Origin of the sequence: Streptomyces sp. NPDC018019, from assembly GCF_044327805.1 — a bacterium.
Taxonomy (GTDB): Bacteria; Actinomycetota; Actinomycetes; order Streptomycetales; family Streptomycetaceae; genus Streptomyces.
Map to the genome: position 1 here is coordinate 146,572 of NZ_JBIRGD010000001.1, position 15,179 is coordinate 161,750.

At 70.9% G+C, this 15,179-nt stretch carries 17 protein-coding genes and 4 tRNA genes; 15 read left to right on the top strand and 6 right to left on the bottom strand.

Going from position 1 to position 15,179, the window contains the following annotated elements:
* Positions 1–229: 229 nt before the first annotated feature.
* Both htpX and ACH4FX_RS00690 read left to right on the top strand, forming a co-directional pair.
* Complete coding sequence (gene htpX / locus ACH4FX_RS00685) at positions 230–1,093, top strand: zinc metalloprotease HtpX (protein WP_398474033.1); 864 nt, start codon at positions 230–232, stop codon at positions 1,091–1,093.
* 130 nt (positions 1,094–1,223) lie between these two features.
* Positions 1,224–1,619 carry a YccF domain-containing protein gene (locus ACH4FX_RS00690; RefSeq protein ID WP_398474034.1) on the top strand — a complete coding sequence of 132 codons (396 nt, stop codon included), beginning with the start codon at positions 1,224–1,226 and terminating at the stop codon, positions 1,617–1,619.
* Between the two features lie 35 nt (positions 1,620–1,654).
* Here ACH4FX_RS00690 and ACH4FX_RS00695 read toward each other — a convergent pair whose 3' ends face one another.
* Together ACH4FX_RS00695 and ACH4FX_RS00700 are read right to left on the bottom strand one after the other, a co-directional pair.
* Entirely contained in the window at positions 1,655–2,383 is a 729-nt protein-coding gene (locus tag ACH4FX_RS00695; protein ID WP_398474035.1) for a hypothetical protein, read from the bottom strand.
* Between the two features lie 168 nt (positions 2,384–2,551).
* Positions 2,552–3,040, bottom strand: coding sequence for a YajQ family cyclic di-GMP-binding protein (locus tag ACH4FX_RS00700; protein ID WP_398474036.1), 489 nt, complete (start codon positions 3,038–3,040; stop codon positions 2,552–2,554).
* Between the two features lie 194 nt (positions 3,041–3,234).
* On the opposite strand from ACH4FX_RS00700, the gene ACH4FX_RS00705 reads away from it, so the two are divergent.
* Positions 3,235–3,316, top strand: a tRNA-Tyr gene (locus ACH4FX_RS00705).
* Positions 3,317–3,515: 199 nt separating this feature from the next.
* Here ACH4FX_RS00705 and ACH4FX_RS00710 read toward each other — a convergent pair.
* Positions 3,516–4,175 (bottom strand): NAD(P)H-binding protein, encoded by a 660-nt coding sequence (locus ACH4FX_RS00710; RefSeq protein ID WP_398474037.1) that lies wholly within the window; start codon positions 4,173–4,175, stop codon positions 3,516–3,518.
* A gap of 87 nt (positions 4,176–4,262) precedes the next feature.
* The gene (locus ACH4FX_RS00715) at positions 4,263–5,549 is read right to left on the bottom strand and encodes an amidohydrolase family protein (protein WP_398474038.1); all 1,287 of its coding nucleotides are present in this window, start codon (positions 5,547–5,549) and stop codon (positions 4,263–4,265) included.
* Positions 5,550–5,730: 181 nt separating this feature from the next.
* Between ACH4FX_RS00715 and ACH4FX_RS00720 the strand changes: the two genes are divergently transcribed.
* From ACH4FX_RS00720 to ACH4FX_RS00745, 6 genes are all read left to right on the top strand, one after another.
* Positions 5,731–5,803: transfer RNA gene (locus ACH4FX_RS00720), tRNA-Thr, on the top strand.
* 47 nt (positions 5,804–5,850) lie between these two features.
* Positions 5,851–5,923, top strand: a tRNA-Met gene (locus tag ACH4FX_RS00725).
* 88 nt (positions 5,924–6,011) lie between these two features.
* The gene (gene rpmG, locus ACH4FX_RS00730) at positions 6,012–6,176 is read left to right on the top strand and encodes a 50S ribosomal protein L33 (protein WP_004571794.1); all 165 of its coding nucleotides are present in this window, start codon (positions 6,012–6,014) and stop codon (positions 6,174–6,176) included.
* A 154-nt stretch (positions 6,177–6,330) separates the two neighbouring features.
* Positions 6,331–6,786 (top strand): MaoC family dehydratase N-terminal domain-containing protein, encoded by a 456-nt coding sequence (locus ACH4FX_RS00735; RefSeq protein WP_398474039.1) that lies wholly within the window; start codon positions 6,331–6,333, stop codon positions 6,784–6,786.
* Positions 6,787–6,790: 4 nt separating this feature from the next.
* On the top strand, positions 6,791–7,225 hold the full coding sequence (locus tag ACH4FX_RS00740) for a MaoC family dehydratase (RefSeq protein ID WP_398474040.1): 435 nt from the start codon (positions 6,791–6,793) through the stop codon (positions 7,223–7,225).
* A 70-nt stretch (positions 7,226–7,295) separates the two neighbouring features.
* Positions 7,296–8,351 carry a UDP-N-acetylmuramate dehydrogenase gene (locus ACH4FX_RS00745; RefSeq protein WP_398474041.1) on the top strand — a complete coding sequence of 352 codons (1,056 nt, stop codon included), beginning with the start codon at positions 7,296–7,298 and terminating at the stop codon, positions 8,349–8,351.
* A gap of 48 nt (positions 8,352–8,399) precedes the next feature.
* Here ACH4FX_RS00745 and ACH4FX_RS00750 read toward each other — a convergent pair whose 3' ends face one another.
* Positions 8,400–9,422 carry an adenosine deaminase gene (locus ACH4FX_RS00750; RefSeq protein ID WP_398474042.1) on the bottom strand — a complete coding sequence of 341 codons (1,023 nt, stop codon included), beginning with the start codon at positions 9,420–9,422 and terminating at the stop codon, positions 8,400–8,402.
* 119 nt (positions 9,423–9,541) lie between these two features.
* Complete coding sequence (locus ACH4FX_RS00755) at positions 9,542–10,774, bottom strand: pyridoxal phosphate-dependent aminotransferase (RefSeq protein WP_398474043.1); 1,233 nt, start codon at positions 10,772–10,774, stop codon at positions 9,542–9,544.
* 184 nt (positions 10,775–10,958) lie between these two features.
* On the opposite strand from ACH4FX_RS00755, the gene ACH4FX_RS00760 reads away from it, so the two are divergent.
* From ACH4FX_RS00760 to ACH4FX_RS00785, 6 genes are all read left to right on the top strand, one after another.
* A tRNA-Trp gene (locus ACH4FX_RS00760) sits at positions 10,959–11,031 on the top strand.
* Between the two features lie 109 nt (positions 11,032–11,140).
* Positions 11,141–11,431, top strand: coding sequence for a preprotein translocase subunit SecE (gene secE / locus ACH4FX_RS00765; protein ID WP_398474044.1), 291 nt, complete (start codon positions 11,141–11,143; stop codon positions 11,429–11,431).
* A gap of 71 nt (positions 11,432–11,502) precedes the next feature.
* Entirely contained in the window at positions 11,503–12,408 is a 906-nt protein-coding gene (gene nusG / locus ACH4FX_RS00770; RefSeq protein ID WP_398474045.1) for a transcription termination/antitermination protein NusG, read from the top strand.
* Between the two features lie 169 nt (positions 12,409–12,577).
* Positions 12,578–13,012, top strand: coding sequence for a 50S ribosomal protein L11 (gene rplK, locus ACH4FX_RS00775; protein WP_004571802.1), 435 nt, complete (start codon positions 12,578–12,580; stop codon positions 13,010–13,012).
* Positions 13,013–13,121: 109 nt separating this feature from the next.
* Positions 13,122–13,844, top strand: a complete 723-nt coding sequence (gene rplA, locus ACH4FX_RS00780) for a 50S ribosomal protein L1 (RefSeq protein WP_398474046.1) — start codon at positions 13,122–13,124, stop codon at positions 13,842–13,844.
* A 238-nt stretch (positions 13,845–14,082) separates the two neighbouring features.
* Entirely contained in the window at positions 14,083–14,940 is an 858-nt protein-coding gene (locus ACH4FX_RS00785; protein WP_398474047.1) for a hypothetical protein, read from the top strand.
* The last annotated feature ends 239 nt before the right edge of the window (positions 14,941–15,179 follow it).

The following is a 15,179-nucleotide window of genomic DNA, read 5'->3' on the forward strand; positions in this document are numbered from 1 at the left end:
GACGGCTCCACACCGCCCGACGGCCGGAAATCACCCGGCCGCCGCCCGGGCCGGGGGCGCGCACGCGGAGCATCCGCGCGGGGCTCACTCGTACGGCTGTACGCCGCCATCACGTGCACAAGGGAACCAGCACCCTTCATCTGGCGTTGACCAGACAGAAAGGGTCCACTGAAAAGTGGAGGAATCGTCAGCAAAGGGTTCCCCTGCCGCACCACCTGGAGGGCGTACCGTGCACCGCAGGCACAACGGGCTCAGGACCGCCGTACTCCTCGGGGGACTGTCCGCGCTCATCATCGTCATCGGCGGCTTTTTCGGCCGTACCGGCCTGATCGTCGCGGTCCTGGTGGCCCTCGGAACCAACGCCTACGCGTACTGGAACAGCGACAAGCTCGCCCTGCGGGCCATGCGCGCCCGCCCGGTGAGCGAGTTCGAGGCCCCGCAGCTCTACCGGATGGTCCGTGAACTGTCCACGGCGGCGCGCCAGCCCATGCCCCGCCTGTACATCTCCCCGACCCAGGCCCCCAACGCCTTCGCCACCGGCCGCAATCCGCGCAACGCCGCCGTCTGCTGCACGGAAGGCATCCTGCACCTCCTGGACGAGCGCGAACTGCGCGGCGTCATCGGCCACGAGCTGAGCCACGTCTACAACCGCGACATCCTCATCTCCTCCGTGGCCGGAGCGCTGGCCTCGGTCGTGATGTTCCTGGTCAACTTCGCCTGGCTGATCCCCATAGGCCGCTCCGACGACGACGAGGGGCCCGGCATCCTGGGCATGCTGCTGATCATGATCCTCGGCCCGGTGGCGGCCTCCCTCATCCAACTGGCCGTCAGCCGCTCCCGCGAGTACCAGGCCGACGCCTCCGGCGCCCAGCTCACCGGCGACCCGCTCGCCCTCGCCTCCGCGCTGCGCAAGCTGGAGGCGGGCACCCGGCAGCTCCCGCTGCCGGCCGAGCCCCGGCTGGAGACGGCGAGCCACATGATGATCGCCAACCCGTTCCGGCCCGGCGACGGAATGACCAAGCTGTTCTCGACCCACCCGCCGATGCGCGAGCGCATCACCCGCCTCGAACAGATGGCGGGCCGCCGCTCCTGAGGGTCCGGCCCGCGTCCGGCCCCGCGGCGCCCGGGGCCGCGGCGTCTGCAACGATTCGGCCCGCCACTGCGTCTACCTGGGGGTAAGACTCGACCACCGCACGATTCCGGTGCATGGAAGGCTGCCGCGCATGAAGCTCATCCTCAACGTCATCTGGCTGATCCTCAGCGGCCTGTGGATGGCCATCGGCTACGTGTTCGCGGGCATCATCTGCTGTGTGCTGATCATCACCATCCCGTTCGGCATCGCCTCGTTCCGGATAGCGGGGTACGCGCTGTGGCCCTTCGGCCGGACGACGGTGGAGCGCCGGGACGCGGGCGCCGGATCGGTCATCGGCAACGTCATCTGGGTCGTCTTCGCGGGCTGGTGGCTGGCGCTCGGCCACATCGTCACCGGCCTCCTGCTGTGCGTGACGATCATCGGCATCCCGTTCGGCATCGCGAACTTCAAGATGGTGCCGATCTCGCTGCTCCCGCTCGGCCGCGAGATCGTGCCGACGGACCAGCCCTTCGCCGCGCGCTACTGAGGGCGCCCGCCCCGCCCCCTCCAGGTCCTGCCCGTTCAGCGCCGTACGAGCCCACGGGGCGCCACGTACCGCTTGAAGCCGAGCGGCGTGACGCCCGGGACGCTCTCGATGAGCCGCATCACCGCACCGTCCTTCCGCAGGGACGTCTCGACCATGCGCTGGTGCGCGGCCTCGTCCGTCCACTCGCTGTAGTTGAAGACCCGGGTGCCGTCCTCGCTGATGTGGAAGTTCGAGGAGATCCCGCCGGATGTGGTCCGGGAGCCGTCGGCGGCGCCCGGCTGCCGGCCGTTCATCATGTCCACCAGGCCGTCGACCAGCTGCCGGGCGGCCTGGTGCCCGGTCGTTCCGAAGGAGACGGTCACGATGCAGCCGGGCTCCGGCGGCTCGCCCTGCGGCAGCAGGCTGCGGTAGTACCGGTAGCGCCGCGCCCCGCCCTCCTCGACGGCCCGCCGGGGCGCTCCGGCGGCCCCCTCCTCCCACTGCCCGAAGCCGAGTACGGAGCGGCCGTCCGTACCGGCGAGGAAGACCTGCGACACCAGCCCGGCCGGCAGCGGCGCGGCCTCCCACGCCCGCGCGGCGCCCTCGATCATGGCCTGCTGCCGCTCGGGACCGCCCGCGTCCCACTCACTGATCAGTACGGGGCCGACACCGGCCCGCCGGACGTCGGGCAGCGCGTCCACCAGGAAGCCCGCCGGGTTCTGGAAGCCGCCCGGGGAAGTGGCCGGGGCATGCGTGAGCTGCTGGTTTTCCGTTTCCGAAGTCATACGGACACTCTTCGACCTCAATCAAACTTGAGGTCAAGCCCGCGCTTCACACGGCTTCCCGGCCCCTGTGCCGCCCGGCGGAAAGCCGCCCGGACATACCGGTGGGGCGGCACGCACCTGCGTACCGCCCCACCGGACAGCCCCGGGCCGCGGCCCTGCGCACCGCGCCTACCGGTAGTTCACGAACTGCAGCGCGAAGTCCAGGTCCTTGCCCTTCAGCAGCTGCTGCACCGCCTGGAGGTCGTCCCGGCTCTTCGAGCTGACCCGCAGCTCGTCGCCCTGCACCTGCGCCTTGACGCCCTTCGGGCCCTCATCGCGGATGATCTTGGCGACCTTCTTCGCGTTCTCCTGCGAGATGCCCTCCTGGAGGGAGGCGAAGATCTTGTACTCCTTGCCGGAGGCCTGCGGCTCGCCCGCGTCCAGCGCCTTCAGCGAGATCCCGCGCTTGACCAGCTTGGACTGGAAGATGTCGAGGACAGCCTTCACCCGCTCCTCGGCGTTGGCGCGCATCTCGATCTTCTCGCCCGACCACTCGATCGACGCGCCCACGCCCTTGAAGTCGTAGCGCTGCGAGATCTCCTTGGCGGCCTGGTTGAGGGCGTTGTCGACCTCCTGCCGCTCGACCTTCGAGACGATGTCGAAACTGGAGTCGGCCATCTTGAGTTGGCTCCTCGTACGTAGATCCGTCAGGGGGTGCGGCCCACTCGGGACCGCTCCGCAAGCCTAGTCACCTCCCGCATGATCGATCCGGGAAGAACCGGGTGGCGAACCACCCCCGGCCATCGGGTATGGTTTACGTCGTTGCCACCGAGCGCCGCCGCAAAAGGCGGATCTCCCGGCAGCGAACCCCTGGCGGTGTGCCCGAGCGGCCAAAGGGAGCAGACTGTAAATCTGCCGGCTCAGCCTTCCCAGGTTCGAATCCTGGCGCCGCCACAGGTCCGAAGAGGCCCCGATCCGTGAAAGCGGATCGGGGCCTCTTCGCTGTGCCCTCCGCCGGTGTCGCGGAGTTCACCCGCACCCGGTCGGCCGTCCGCCGTACGCGCGGGCGTGACGACCCGGTGGTGACGGCGCAGGCGCGGCGCGGGCCCCCTTTCCGAGGGAGCGGGGCCCGCGCCGTTCGGTGACGGCCGGATCAGCCGGCCACCGCGCGGACCGCTTCCGCGACCGGGGTGTCGCCGCCGATCAGTTCCAGCGTGCGGCCGGCGGTGCCCGGCTCGTCCAGGAGGGCGGCGAGTACGGCCGCCACGTCGTCCCGGGGAACGTCGCCGCGGCCGGTCGACTCGGCGAGGCGGACCAGGCCGGTGCCCGGTTCGTCCGTCAGGCGGCCGGGGCGCAGGATCGTCCAGTCGAGGCCCGCCCGGGAGCGTACGTCGGCGTCCGCGGCGCCCTTGGCGCGCAGATACGCGGCGAACACCGGGTCGGTGCCCTCGGGCGGCTCCGTGTCGGCGCCCATCGACGAGACGACGACGAAGCGCCGTACGCCGGCCGCCTCCGCCGCGTCCGCGAACAGGGTGGCGGCGGCGCGGTCCACCGTCTCCTTGCGCGCGATTCCGCTGCCCGGCCCGGCGCCCGCCGCGAAGACCGCCGCGTCCGCCCCTTCGAGATGCCGGGTGACGTCGCCGATCAGCGCCGTCTCCAGGTCGCAGACGACCGGTTCGGCCCCGGCGGCCAGCAAGTCGCCGGCCTGTTCGGGCCGGCGGATGATGCCCGCGACCTCGTCCCCGCGCCCGTGCAGCAGCCGCTCCAGCCGCAGCGCGATCTGACCATGTCCACCTGCGATGACAATGCGCATGATCCCGACCGTACGCCTGTCACGCCGCGCGGCGCGGCACCCCGGGCGGCGGAGGCGGCGGAGGCGGCGCCGGGCGGCGCGGCGCGCTCAGCGCTGCGACTGCCGCGGCAGCTCCAGCGCCACCACCGCGGCCGAGTCGCAGTACTCGCGCACCGCGCTCGTCCGGGCCACCACCCGCCCCCGGTGCACCACGATCCGGCTGTACGCGAGCGACAGGACCCCGGCGAGGCTGTCGCCGCGTACGGCCAGCAGCTCGGCGGGGAAGCCCGCTTCGACGCGGACCTCCGGGAGGCCCAGCGTCGCGCGGGCGGCCGCGCTGACCGTCCCGTAGGCGGCGTCGGGGCCCGCCTCGCCCAGGGAGGCCAGCAGGTACGCGGCCTCCAGAGGGTCGCCGCGGCCCACCGGGTTCGCCGCGTCGCGCAGGGCGCCGCTGCCGGCCGCCACGCGCACCCCGGCCGCGCGCAGCAGCCGTACGGGCGCCTGACGGCCCGCCGGGCCGGCCGGCCTCCCGGAGCCCGCCAGAGCCCCGCTGCGCCGCTCCAGGGCCGCACAGCCGCCCTGCGGCAGGCACACGACCGTCACGCCGCCCGCCGCGAGCTGCTCGGCGGTGCGTGCCGCCACCTCCGGCGGCAGCGCCGACAGGCCCGCGCACGGCCCGATCGCCACACCGGGCCGCAGCCCGCCCGCCATCGCCGCGAACCGGGCCAGCCGCGCGGGGTCGTCGCCGTCCGTGTGGAGGTCCACCGCGCAGCCGTGCTCGGCGGCGAGTTCCAGGACGGCTTCGACGTACCCGGCCGGATCGGGGTCGAGGTCGGGGCAGCCGCCGACCACCGTGGCGCCCATCTTGACGGCGTCCCGCAGCATCGCCAGTCCGTCCGCGCCCGCCGCCCCGGTGAGCATCCGCGGCACCGCGACCGCCGCCATCTCGGCCAGCCCGCGCAGCGACCGGCTCGCCTGGAGGACGGCCTCCAGCGACCGCAGTCCCTGGACGTCCCCGACGCGTACGTGGGTGCGCAGGGCCGTCGCGCCGTGGCCCAGTTGCAGGAGAGCCGCTTCCGTGGTGCGGCGCTGGACGTCTTCGAGGGTGTCCGTGGCGGGCCCGATGGCGTCCGCGGTCAGCGCGGTGTCGCAGTGCGCGTGCGGCTCGGCGGGGGCCGGGAGCAGCAGATAGCCGCCGAGGTCGACGCGGGTGCCCTGCGGGGCGAGGCTGCCCGCCGTACCGACCGCCTCGATGCGCCCGCCGCTGAGCCGTACGTCCACCACGCGGCCGTCGGCCAGCCGGGCGTCGCAGAGCACCAGGGTGCCCGCCGCGCCGGTGCCGTCGCTGCCCGTGGCCTTCTCGGGGCCCGGCTGCGGCTGACTGCTCTCGGACATCGCGCTCCTCGAAGGACCGGGCGTGCAAGATCACGCAGCGTGGTCCGAGCCTAGGGGGCGGTCCGGGGAGCTTCACGGAGGCGCGAAATAGTCGTACCGGTGTGGTGCGAGGGGCCGCGGGGGCGGTCGCCGGATACGGATTTCACCTTTGGCGGCAGGCCGTGTAATGTCTTCATCGCTCGCCCCAATAGCTCAGTCGGCAGAGCGTCTCCATGGTAAGGAGAAGGTCTACGGTTCGATTCCGTATTGGGGCTCTGATGTGTGAGGTATCCCGCCTTCGGGCGGGGTCCGCTCACATCGCAGCGGTGTAGCTCAGTCGGTAGAGCAAGCGGCTCATAATCGCTGTGTCACCGGTTCAAGTCCGGTCACCGCTACATACAGTAGCCGATTGTGGGGTCGGTCTCCCGATCGGCTACTCTTCTATGCGTTCACCCGTCCATCCGTCCGTCAAGGAGCACTCACGTGGCTGCCACCGACGTCCGCCCGAAGATCACGCTGGCCTGCGTGGAGTGCAAGGAGCGGAACTACATCACCAAGAAGAACCGGCGTAACGACCCGGACCGTCTTGAGATGAAGAAGCACTGCCCGCGTTGCAACGCGCACACCGCGCACCGCGAGACGCGATAACACCAGGCTCGTCCGCGAGGCCGTCCCCAGTCCCTGGGGGCGGCCTCGCGGCGTTGTGGTGCGAGCTGCGGGCGCGCGGCGCGGCGCCCGGCCACGCACCGGTATGACAAGGTCAGGACCGTTGCAGGGACCAGTTCAGGGAGGTTACGAGCCCATGGCGCTCGACCAGTCCTTCGTCGGGCGGAGCTACCCGGCCACCGCTCCTTATGAGGTCGGCCGGGAGAAGATCCGCGAATTCGCCGAGGCGATCGGGGACGCCGCCCCGGCGTACACCGACGCCGAGGCCGCCAGGGCGCTCGGGCACCCCGATGTGATCGCCCCGCCGACCTTTGTGTTCTCCATCACCTTCCGCGCCGCCGGTCAGGTCGTCGAGGACCCGCAGCTGGGTCTCGATTACAGCCGGGTGGTGCACGGTGACCAGAAATTCGTCTACACCAGGCCGGTGCGCGCCGGTGACCGGCTGACGGTCACCTCGACCATCGAGGCGATCAAATCCATGGCGGGAAACGACATTCTCGATATCCGTGGTGAGGTGCACGACGCGGCGGGCGAACACGTGGTGACCGCTTTCACGAAGCTGGTGGCGCGCGCCGCCGGACAGGAGGGCTGACGCGATGACCGCGAAGATCTCTTACGCCGACGTCGAGGCCGGCACCGAACTCCCGGCGCAGACCTTTCCGGTGACCCGTGCCACGCTCGTGCGGTACGCGGGCGCCTCCGGTGACTTCAACCCGATCCACTGGAACGAGAAGTTCGCCAAGGAGGTCGGCCTCCCCGACGTCATCGCGCACGGCATGTTCACCATGGCCGAGGCGGTCCGGGTGGTCACCGACTGGACCGGCGACCCGGGCGCGGTCGTCGAGTACGGCGTGCGCTTCACCAAGCCCGTAGTGGTCCCGAACGACGACGAGGGCGCGGTCATCGAGGTCACCGGCAAGGTCGCGGCCAAGCTGGACGACCAGGCCCGTACCGTCCGCGTCGACCTGACCGCGACCAGCGCCGGGCAGAAGGTGCTGGGGATGTCGCGCGCGGTGGTGCGGCTCGCCTGAGCAGAGTGATCGTTACCTCACGGGGGCGGCCCGGCCGGAGCGGCGGGGCCGCCCCCGTACTCTTGAGCCCGTGCAGGAACTCCACGACGCCCCCCTCGCCCCGCTGACCACCTTCCGGCTCGGCGGACCGGCCACCCGGCTGCTCACCGCCACCACGGACGACGAAGTGATCGCGGCCGTCCGCGAGGCCGACGCCTCCGGTACGCCGCTGCTGGTGATCGGCGGCGGCAGCAACCTGGTCATCGGCGACAAGGGCTTCGAGGGCACCGCGCTGCGCATCGCCACCCGTGGCTTCGCGCTCGACGGCACCGACCTGACGCTGGCCGCGGGCGAGAACTGGTCCGACGCGGTGGCCCGTACGGTCGCGGCGGGGCTCGCGGGCATCGAGTGCCTGGCGGGCATCCCCGGATCGGCGGGTGCCACGCCCATCCAGAACGTGGGCGCGTACGGGCAGGAAGTGTCCTCCACCATCACCGAAGTGGTCGCGTACGACCGCATAGCGGGCGAAACCGTGACCCTTTCGAACGCCGAGTGCGCGTTCTCGTACCGCCACAGCCGCTTCAAGGAGCATCCCGACCGGTTCGTCGTGCTGCGCGTGCGCTTCGCCCTGGAGGACGCGGGCGGGCTGTCCGCGCCGGTCAAGTACGCGGAGACCGCGCGCACCCTCGGCGTGCGGGCGGGCGACCGGGTGCCGGCCGCCACCGCCCGCGAGACCGTGCTCAAGCTGCGGGCCGGCAAGGGCATGGTGCTGGACCCGGAGGACCACGACACCTGGTCAGCGGGGTCCTTCTTCACCAACCCGGTCCTCACCGAGGCGGCGTACGCCGACTTCCTCGCGCGCGTCCACGAGCGCCTGGGCGCGGACGTCACCCCGCCCGCCTTCCCGGCGGGGGACGGGTACGTGAAGACCTCGGCCGCCTGGCTCATCGACCGGGCCGGCTTCACCAAGGGCTACGGCGACGGACCCGCCTGCATCTCCACCAAGCACACCCTCGCCCTCACCAACCGCGGCCGGGCCACCACCGAGGACCTGCTGACGCTGGCCCGCGAGGTCCGCGACGGTGTCCACGCGGCCTTCGGCATCACCTTGGTCAACGAACCGGTGACGGTCGGCGTCACCCTTTAGGGACGGGGGCGGGCCGCAGCGGGCCCGCCCAGGCGCGGAAACCGCCCGTCACTCCCCGTCCAGCCACGCGTCCACGCCCGCCAGCAGCTTCCGCCGCACGTCCTCCGGCGCCCGGGAGCCCCGTACCGACTGGCGGGCCAGCTCGGCCAGTTCGGCGTCCGAGAAGCCGTGCGCGGTGCGGGCGATCTCGTACTGGGCCGCCAGCCGGGAGCCGAACAGCAGCGGGTCGTCGGCGCCCAGCGCCATCGGGACGCCGGCGTCGTAGATGGTCCGCAGCGGCACGTCCTCCGGCTTGTCGTAGACGCCCAGGGCCACGTTCGACGCCGGGCAGACCTCACAGGTCACCCCCCGCTCGGCGAGCCGCCGCAGCAGCGCCGGGTCCTCCGCCGCCCGCACGCCGTGGCCGACCCGCGCCGCGTGCAGGTCGTCCAGGCAGTCCCGCACGCTCGCCGGTCCGGACAGCTCGCCGCCGTGCGGGGCCGCCAGCAGCCCGCCGTCGCGCGCGATGGCGAAGGCCCGGTCGAAGTCGCGCGCGAAGCCCCGCCGCTCGTCGTTGGAGAGCCCGAAACCGACCACGCCGCGGTCGGCGTAGCGGACCGCCAGACGGGCGAGCGTACGGGCGTCCAGGGGGTGCTTCATGCGGTTCGCGGCCACCAGGACGCGTATCCCGAGGCCGGTCTCCCCGGACGCCGTGTGCACCGCGTCCAGGATGATCTCCAGCGCGGGGATCAGCCCGCCCAGCCGCGGCGCGTACGAGGTCGGGTCCACCTGGATCTCCAGCCACCCGGAGCCGTCCCGCACGTCCTCCTCGGCGGCCTCGCGGACCAGCCGCTGGATGTCCTCGGGGGAGCGCAGGCAGGAACGGGCGATGTCGTACAGCCGCTGGAAGCGGAACCAGCCGCGCTCGTCCGTGGCCCGCAGCTTCGGGGGCTCGCCGCCCTGCAGGGCCTCCGGCAGGTGCACGCCGTACTTGTCGGCGAGGTCCAGCAGGGTCGCGGGCCGCATCGACCCGGTGAAGTGCAGGTGCAGATGGGCCTTCGGCAGCGCCCGGACATCGCGTACACGTTCCATCCCAGGATCTTGCCGTACGCGGCCGACGCGCCGGTAGGCCCTTTCCCGAACGAGCGCCCGCCCGAAAGCAGATGCGGGCCCCGGGGAAGCCCCGGGGCCCGCGTGCGTACCGCTGCGCGCTACTTCGCCTCGGCCAGCAGCTTCTGGACGCGGGAGATGCCCTCGACCAGGTCCTCGTCGCCGAGCGCGTACGACAGGCGCAGGTAGCCCGGCGTGCCGAACGCCTCACCCGGGACGACCGCCACCTCGGCCTCCTCCAGGATCAGCTCGGCCAGCTCCACGCTGGTCCGCGGGCGCTTGCCGCGGATCTCCTTGCCGAGCAGGCCCTTGACCGACGGGTACGCGTAGAACGCGCCCTCCGGCTCCGGGCACAGCACGCCGTCGATCTCGTTGAGCATCCGCACCATCGTCTTGCGGCGCCGGTCGAAGGCGGTCTTCATCTCCTCGACGGCCGTCAGGTCGCCGGAGACCGCCGCGATGGCCGCGGCCTGCGCCACGTTGGAGACGTTGGAGGTGGCGTGCGACTGGAGGTTCGCCGCGGCCTTGATCACGTCCTTCGGGCCGATGGCCCAGCCCACCCGCCAGCCGGTCATCGCGTACGTCTTGGCCACACCGTTGACGACGATGCACTTCTCGCGCAGCTCCGGCACGACCACGGGCAGCGAGCAGAACGTCGCGTCGCCGTAGACCAGGTGCTCGTAGATCTCGTCCGTCAGGACCCACAGGCCGTGCTCGGCGGCCCAGCGGCCCACCGCCTCGACCTGCTCGCGGGTGTAGACCGCGCCGGTCGGGTTGGACGGCGAGACGAACAGCAGCACCTTCGTACGGTCCGTACGGGCCGCCTCCAGCTGCTCCACCGAGACCCGGTAACCGGTGGTCTCGTCGGCCACCACCTCCACCGGCACACCGCCCGCCAGCCGGATCGACTCCGGGTAGGTGGTCCAGTACGGGGCCGGCACGATGACCTCGTCGCCCGGGTCCAGGATGGCCGCGAACGCCTCGTAGATCGCCTGCTTGCCACCGTTGGTGACCAGCACGTTCGCCGCCTCGACCTGGTAACCGGAGTCGCGCAGCGTCTTCGCGGCGATCGCGGCCTTCAGCTCGGGCAGGCCGCCGGCCGGGGTGTAGCGGTGGAACTTCGGGTCGCGGCAGGCCTCGACGGCCGCCTCGACGATGTAGCCGGGCGTGGGGAAGTCGGGCTCGCCGGCGCCGAAGCCGATCACCGGGCGCCCGGCGGCCTTGAGGGCCTTGGCCTTGGCGTCCACGGCGAGGGTCGCGGACTCGGAGATCGCCCCGACGCGGGCCGACACCCGACGGTCGGTGGGGGACTGTGCGGGAGGAGTAGCGCTCATGTACTGCATGGTCCCAGACCGCGCAGGGGGCGGGCACACGGGTTTGACGGCACCACCTCGGGGCTTTCTGTTCGACGCCCGGCCGCGAAGCACGTACACTCGCTGACCGTTGGCTCCCAACAGGCCGCCGGCGACCGTGCACCTGGTGCAGTGGTCGGGATGCGGTAGGTTGGGGGAACCACAAAGGGTCGTAGCTCAATTGGTAGAGCACTGGTCTCCAAAACCAGCGGTTGGGGGTTCAAGTCCCTCCGGCCCTGCTACACGCACTCTTCACCGAGTCGCGTGCACGCGTACGTACTGAAATGCACCGCCGTGCGGCTCTACCGGGCGCGGCACGGCCAACGACCCGGATTCAGGTGAGGACGAGTGACGGACGCCCTGGGCTCCATCGACATGCCTGAGCGCGGTCGTTCCGAAGGCGATGCCGAGTCGAAGAAGCCCCGCCGCGGCGGCAAGCGCGGCAAGAAGGGCCCGTTCGCCCGGCTGGCGCTCTTCTACCGGCAGATCATCGCCGAACTCCGCAAGGTCGTCTGGCCCACGCGGGGCCAGCTTTCGACGTACACCACTGTGGTGATCGTCTTCGTCGTCATCGTCATCGGTCTCGTAACCGTGATTGACTTGGGATTCAACCAGGCCGTCAAGTACGTCTTCGGCTGATCCCGCGAAGGGCGCCTTTGCGGGCGCCCCTTTGCATGTTCAACCCCTTGTAGCCAGGAAGAAGCAGCCAAGTGTCTGACCCGAACCTGAACGACGCCGCCGAGCCCGTCGCGGCCGCAGAGGCCGACGTGGACGCGGCTGTCTCGGCCGAGGTCGAGGGCGACGCTGCGGCGGTTGCCGACGAAGAGGCCGCTCGCGAGATCGTCGAGGGCGCCGACGCGGCCGACGAGCTCGACACCGAGGACGCCGAGGCGGGCGAGCTCGCCGAGGAGGCCGCGGTCACCGTCGAGGACGAGGACGAGGCCGCTGGTGCGGCGGAGACCGCCGAGGACGCGGCGGCGCAGGACGAGGACGAGCCGGCCGACCCGATCGCCGCGCTCCGCGAGGAGCTGCGCACCCTGCCGGGCGAGTGGTACGTGATCCACACCTACGCGGGCTACGAGAAGCGCGTGAAGGCCAACCTGGAGCAGCGCGCCGTCTCGCTCAACGTCGAGGACTTCATCTACCAGGCCGAGGTCCCCGAGGAAGAGATCGTCCAGATCAAGAACGGCGAGCGCAAGAACGTCCGCCAGAACAAGCTCCCGGGCTACGTGCTCGTGCGCATGGACCTGACGAACGAGTCCTGGGGCGTCGTGCGCAACACGCCCGGCGTCACCGGCTTCGTGGGCAACGCCTACGACCCGTACCCGCTGACCCTGGACGAGATCGTCAAGATGCTCGCCCCGGAGGCCGAGGCGAAGGCCGCCAAGGAGGCCGCCGAGGCCGAGGGCAAGCCGGCGCCGTCCCGCAAGGTCGAGGTCCAGGTGCTGGACTTCGAGGTGGGCGACTCGGTCACCGTCACCGACGGTCCGTTCGCCACGCTGCAGGCCACGATCAACGAGATCAACGCCGACTCGAAGAAGGTCAAGGGCCTCGTCGAGATCTTCGGCCGCGAGACCCCGGTCGAGCTGAGCTTCGACCAGATCCAGAAGAACTGACGCTCTTCAGGACACCAGCTTCCGAACAGGTCGGACGGACCCTCTGGGGACCGTCTGACCTGCTCGGTTTTTGGCCGTACTGCTATACCCGTTATCGTGGTGCGGTATGCCTCCATCCGGATGACCGGATGGATCGGCGAAAAACCTCTCACTAGGACCCGGAGAGAGCATGCCTCCCAAGAAGAAGAAGGTCACGGGGCTCATCAAGCTCCAGATCCAGGCCGGTGCCGCGAACCCGGCTCCGCCGGTCGGCCCCGCGCTGGGTCAGCACGGCGTGAACATCATGGAGTTCTGCAAGGCCTACAACGCCGCGACCGAGTCGCAGCGCGGCTGGGTCATCCCGGTGGAGATCACGGTCTACGAGGACCGTTCCTTCACCTTCATCACCAAGACCCCGCCGGCCTCCAAGATGATCCTGAAGGCCGCGGGCGTGGAGAAGGGCTCCGGCGAGCCGCACAAGAACAAGGTCGCCAAGATCACGGCCGACCAGGTTCGCGAGATCGCCACCACCAAGATGCCCGACCTGAACGCCAACGACCTGGACGCCGCGTCGAAGATCATCGCCGGCACCGCCCGTTCCATGGGCATCACGGTCGAGGGCTGACAGCCACCCCGCATCCGCCCCGCGGCACCCGCCGCATCTCATCGGGGCACGTGGCAGGGCCAGGCGCTGGCCCGTACCACGACTCCATCGCCATCATTCAGGAGCAGCAGTGAAGCGCAGCAAGAATCTTCGCAACGCGGACGCGAAGGTCGACCGGGAGCGTCTGTACGCCCCGCTGGAGGCCGTCCGTCTGGCCAAGGAGACCTCCTCGGCCAAGTTCGACGCGACCGTCGAGGTCGCCATGCGTCTGGGTGTCGACCCGCGCAAGGCCGACCAGATGGTCCGTGGCACCGTGAACCTTCCGCACGGCACCGGTAAGACCGCCCGGGTCCTGGTCTTCGCGACCGGCGACCGTGCTGCGGCCGCGGAAGCCGCGGGCGCCGACATCGTCGGCTCCGACGAACTGATCGACGAGGTCTCCAAGGGTCGGCTGGACTTCGACGCCGTCGTCGCCACGCCGGACCTCATGGGCAAGGTCGGCCGCCTCGGCCGCGTGCTCGGTCCCCGTGGTCTGATGCCGAACCCGAAGACCGGCACCGTCACCCCGGACGTCGCCAAGGCCGTCACCGACATCAAGGGCGGCAAGATCGAGTTCCGCGTGGACAAGCACGCGAACCTCCACTTCATCATCGGCAAGGTGTCCTTCGACGACGCCAAGCTGGTGGAGAACTACGCCGCGGCGCTGGAGGAGATCAACCGTCTCAAGCCGTCCGCCGCCAAGGGCCGCTACATCAAGAAGGCCACCATCACCACCACGATGGGCCCCGGCGTCCCGGTCGACTCCAACCGCACCCGCAACCTCCTCGTCGAGGAGGACCCGGCCGCCGTCTGAAACTGACGACGCCGCGCGTACGCGTACGTCGGGCCCCGCACCTCACCGAGGTGCGGGGCCCGACGCATGTGCGGGCACCTCGGCCGTACGGGGGGCCACAGGGCGTACGGGGCGACGCGGGCCATACGCGGCGACGCCGGGCGTACGGGACGCCCTCCGGCCCGGCAGCGGGCGCTGTCACCCCGTTGCACTACGCTCACCCCCAGTCGTAAAGCTGATCTACAACGGGGAGAAAAACGTGCGTACTGCGCGGATCACCGCGGTCGCGGCCGGCGTCGTCATGCTGGCCGGCCTGACCGCCTGCGGCGGCAAGGACGGCGGCACCAAGGCGGGCGGCGACGCGGCCGGCGGCGGCTCGCCGGTCCAGGCCGCCGTGGCGGCGCTGCGGACGGCGTCCGAGAAGACCGGCGCGGAGAAGTCGGCCAAGGTCGAGACCACGGCCCGGACGGGCAAGATGACGCAGTCCATGAAGGGCGAGATGGACTGGTCCCAGGGCATGCGGATGAAGGTCGAGACGACCGGGCAGGGCGGCCTGGGCGGCGGCAAGCCGATGAAGAGCATCTACACGCCGGAGGCGGCGTACCTCCAGCTCGGCATCGGCGGCAAGCCCTGGATGAAGTACGACTACAACGCGATGGCCAAGCAGAACCCGACCTTCGCGCTGCTCAAGGACCAGATGCAGAACAACAACCCGTCGCGGGCCGTGGGCCTGGTCATGGCGACGGGCAAGGCCAAGAAGGTCGGCACGGAGGACGTGCGCGGCGTCAAGGCGACCCACTACAGCGCCACCTTCGACGTGGCCGAGCTGACCCGTATGCAGGCCTCCAAGGACTTCAGCGAGAAGGACATGAAGGCGCTGGAGGAGGCGCTCAAGAAGAGCGGTACGAAGAACGAGACCATCGACCTGTGGATCGGCCCCGACGACCTGATCGTCAAGAAGGTCGAGAAGGCCGAGAACACCATGGGCGGCACGGAGAACACGGTCTACTACTCCGACTACGGCGCCAAGGTGGACGTCCAGGAGCCGCCGGCCTCGCAGGTCACCGACGCCTCCAAGCCCGGCGCCGGTGCCTCGGGCGGCGGCCTGGCGGGCTGACGCCGCCGATCACCGTCCGCCCCGGGCCCGGCGCGCCGTGCGCCGCCGGGCCCGGGGCCGGATTTGCCTGTGCCCGGGCCGTTCGCGTACCGTAGCCGGGAAGCCAAAGACCGCTGGTTGTCTCTGTGCGCCTTCCTGGGCGTACGGAACCGAAGGATCCGCTAGCTGCGGACGGCCTGCGCAGGTGGACGAGGAAGAACTCCCGGAAGAACTCTGTTTCGCCCGGTTGAGCCATGCCC

Coding starts and splice junctions, on each gene's coding strand:
- ACH4FX_RS00690 (WP_398474034.1), top strand. CDS start 1,224: ATGAAGCTCATCCTCAACGTCATCTGGCTGATCCTCAGCGGCCTGTGG.
- ACH4FX_RS00695 (WP_398474035.1), bottom strand. CDS start 2,383: ATGACTTCGGAAACGGAAAACCAGCAGCTCACGCATGCCCCGGCCACT.
- ACH4FX_RS00700 (WP_398474036.1), bottom strand. CDS start 3,040: ATGGCCGACTCCAGTTTCGACATCGTCTCGAAGGTCGAGCGGCAGGAG.
- ACH4FX_RS00710 (WP_398474037.1), bottom strand. CDS start 4,175: ATGCGCATTGTCATCGCAGGTGGACATGGTCAGATCGCGCTGCGGCTG.
- ACH4FX_RS00715 (WP_398474038.1), bottom strand. CDS start 5,549: ATGTCCGAGAGCAGTCAGCCGCAGCCGGGCCCCGAGAAGGCCACGGGC.
- ACH4FX_RS00735 (WP_398474039.1), top strand. CDS start 6,331: ATGGCGCTCGACCAGTCCTTCGTCGGGCGGAGCTACCCGGCCACCGCT.
- ACH4FX_RS00740 (WP_398474040.1), top strand. CDS start 6,791: ATGACCGCGAAGATCTCTTACGCCGACGTCGAGGCCGGCACCGAACTC.
- ACH4FX_RS00750 (WP_398474042.1), bottom strand. CDS start 9,422: ATGGAACGTGTACGCGATGTCCGGGCGCTGCCGAAGGCCCATCTGCAC.
- ACH4FX_RS00755 (WP_398474043.1), bottom strand. CDS start 10,774: ATGAGCGCTACTCCTCCCGCACAGTCCCCCACCGACCGTCGGGTGTCG.
- rplK (WP_004571802.1), top strand. CDS start 12,578: ATGCCTCCCAAGAAGAAGAAGGTCACGGGGCTCATCAAGCTCCAGATC.